The sequence below is a fragment of the Thermomonas sp. genome (assembly GCF_041905325.1).
In the GTDB taxonomy this organism is placed as follows: domain Bacteria; phylum Pseudomonadota; class Gammaproteobacteria; order Xanthomonadales; family Xanthomonadaceae; genus Thermomonas.
In genome coordinates this window covers 1-2,943 of sequence record NZ_JAYRLK010000024.1, presented here as the reverse complement: position 1 = coordinate 2,943, position 2,943 = coordinate 1, and the positions used below count along the sequence as shown (strand labels likewise).

General features: G+C 67.8%; 3 protein-coding genes. 2 read left to right on the top strand and 1 reads right to left on the bottom strand.

Annotation, left to right across the window (positions count from 1 at the left end):
- A partial coding sequence (locus tag ACE3OK_RS12310; RefSeq protein WP_374249844.1) for a xanthine dehydrogenase family protein molybdopterin-binding subunit occupies positions 1-750 on the top strand: 750 nt, incomplete at its 5' end.
- Between the two features lie 28 nt (positions 751-778).
- Here the strand turns inward: ACE3OK_RS12310 and ACE3OK_RS12305 are convergent.
- Positions 779-2,698, bottom strand: coding sequence for a radical SAM protein (locus ACE3OK_RS12305; protein WP_374249843.1), 1,920 nt, complete (start codon positions 2,696-2,698; stop codon positions 779-781).
- 62 nt (positions 2,699-2,760) lie between these two features.
- Here ACE3OK_RS12305 and ACE3OK_RS12300 point away from each other — a divergent pair.
- Positions 2,761-2,943 (top strand): hypothetical protein (locus tag ACE3OK_RS12300; protein WP_374249842.1); only part of this gene is annotated, 183 nt, incomplete at its 3' end.

Below are 2,943 nucleotides of genomic sequence, written 5' to 3'. Positions count from 1 at the left end.
ATCCTGGGCGACACCGACCGTGGCGACGGGTTTGGCAGTGCGGGCTCGCGCTCCCTCTTCACCGGCGGCTCGGCCATGCGCGTCGGGTCCGAGCGCACGATTGACCATGCCAGGCAGTTGGCTGCCCAGGAGCTGGAGGCCGCGGCCGAAGACATCACGTATACAGCCGGCCGCTTCACGGTCAAGGGCACGGATGTGGGCATCGACCTGTTTGCACTGGCCGCCAAACAGGCGGGCGGCGTGATCCACATGGACAGCACCAGCGCCGTGAGCGGGCCCACCTGGCCCAACGGCTGCCATGTGAGCGAGGTCGAGATCGATCCCGCCACCGGTGAGGTGCAGGTGGTGCGCTACAGCAGCGTCAATGATGTGGGCCGCGTGGTCAACCCGATGATCGTGCGCGGCCAGCTCGACGGCGGTGCGGTGCAGGGCATCGGCCAGGCGTTGCAGGAGCACATGGTCTACGACCGCGACACCGGCCAGCCCCTGACCGGCAGCCTGATGGACTACACCGCCCCGCGCGCCGACAACATGGCCTGCGATTTCGTCACCGAGATGGACGAGTCCACGCCCTGCAAGAACAACCCGCTGGGCGTGAAGGGCGTCGGCGAACTGGGCACCATCGGCGCCACGCCGAGCGTGGTGAATGCGGTGGCCGACGCACTGGCGCGCGCTGGCAAGGCCGCTGTGGCGCCGACCATTCAGATGCCGCTGACGGCGGTGAAGGTGTGGGAGTTGCTGGGTTCCTAGGCCAAACAGGCCTTTGCGCCGCAGTCACTCAAGCCGGCTGGCGGAGCGCCCGCTCGATCCGGTTGCGTGCCACGGTAGTCTTGGGAACCTTGAACGGAAACCAGCTGCGCACGTCTTCTTCCAACCCGATGCCGTGCATGTAGTTGTAGATGGCCTTCTTCAGCGCGCCACCCAGCGCGTCGTGGTCCACGCCGGTGGGATCGTGGAACGCAATGTCGTTTTTGGCAAACGCACCCGGCGGCAGCGGCTGCAGCGTCACGCCATAGTCTTCCGGGTTCTGGCCCACGGGTGAATGCACGGTGCAGGCAAAGCGGTGGAAAAAGCCGCTCTGGATGCAGCCGTTTTCAAACAGTTGCCGCACATATTCCAGCGCGTCCACCGTGTCCTGCACCGTCTGGGTTGGAAAGCCGTACATTAGGTAGGCATGCACCAGGATGCCTGCGTCGCTGAAGGCACGGGTCACACGCGCCACCTGGTCCACGCTCACGCCTTTTTTCATCAGCGTCAGCAGCCGGTCGGACGCGACCTCCAGCCCGCCCGAGATGGCGATGCAGCCGCTGTCGGCCAGCAGCTGGCACAGCTCGGGGCTGAAGGTCTTTTCAAAACGGATGTTGCCCCACCACGAGATGCCGGTGCCGCGCGCGACCAGCTCGGTGGCCAGCGCTTTCAGGGCCTTGGGCGGCGCGGCTTCGTCCACAAAATGGAAGCCGGTCTGCCCCGTCTCGCGCACGATCGCGTCAATGCGGTCGGCCAGCACGGTGGCACTGGCACCTTCGTAGCGCGAGATGTAGTCCAGGCTCACGTCGCAAAAGCTGCATTTCTTCCAGTAGCAGCCGTGGGCCACGGTGAGCTTGTTCCAGCGCCCGTCGCTCCACAGCCGGTGCATGGGGTTGAGCATGTCCAGCAGCGACAGGTACTTGTCCAGCGGCAGGCCGTCCCAGGTGGGCGTGCCGACTTCGGCAAACGCCACGTCGGGCTCGGCCATGTTGATGTAGCGGACCGTGCCCGCTTCACGCACAAAGGTGCGCACCAGCCGCTGGCGGCCGCGCCGGCCCTGCAGGTGTTCCAGCAGCGACAGCAGCGGGCGCTCGCCAGCGTCCAGCGTCACGTAGTCAAAGTGGTCGAATACGCGCGGCTCGGCCAGCTCGCGCAGCTCGGTGTTGACAAAGCCGCCGCCCAGCACGGTGGTGATCTGCGGGTGCCGCGCCTTGAGGGTCTGCGCGATGCGGAATGCCGCATACACCGCGCCCGGGAACGGCACCGACAGCAGCACCACCGTGGGCCCATGGCGTGCGACGGCCTCCAGTGTCAGCGCCTGCAGCGTGTCGTCCACCAGGTTGGGGGGTGCGGCCAGCGCATCGGCCAGCGGATCGAACGTGGGCTGGCTGCCGGCCAGTGATTCGGCATACCGCACAAACTCGAAGCGCGGGTCCACCGCGTCGCGCAGCACATCGGCCAGGTCGTTCAGGTACAGCGTGGCCAGGTGCCGCGCGCGGTCCTGGAGGCCCAGCGAGCCAAAGGCCCAGCCCAGCGGGTCACCACTGCCGTCGTCCACATACACGTCCAGCGATTCAAAGCGCGGGCCTTCGGGCAGGTAGTGGCGGCCCGCAATGCGGTGCGCCAGCGTGGCGTCGCGCCCTTGCAGGAAGGCGATGACGGGCCCGATGGTGGCCAGGTAGCGCGCCTGCTGCGCGGCAAAGGCCTGCACCGCCGGGCTGTGCTTCTTGCGGGGCAGCGCCTCCACGCAGGCGGCCACGGCGCGCAGGCCGTCGGGCGACAGCAGCCGCAGCACCAGCGCCAGCGCCAGGTCTTCCTGCACCGCATCCACGCCGCGCGAGCGCAGGAAGCCGGTGAGGTAGGCGGTGGACGGGTAGGGCGTGTTGAGCTGCGTCATCGGCGGGATGACGGACAGCACGCGCAGCGGTGGGGCGGGGTGGTCGGCAGGCAAGCGCAGATTATCCGTGGCAGCCGCAACGGGGTATCCTGCACCCCACAACCCCTGGAGCGCGCATGGCCACCGGCAAACAAGACGACAGCAGCCCGTCCCTCACCGCCTGGCAACCGCCGACCGGTGGTGCCGGCAAGCCCTTTTCGCTGGACAAGTGCCCGCCGGATGCCAAGCCGTTTTCGCGCGGCAACAAGGCGCGCGACAAGCTGGCGGTGGACGCCCTGGCGCTGGAGCTCGACAGCCTG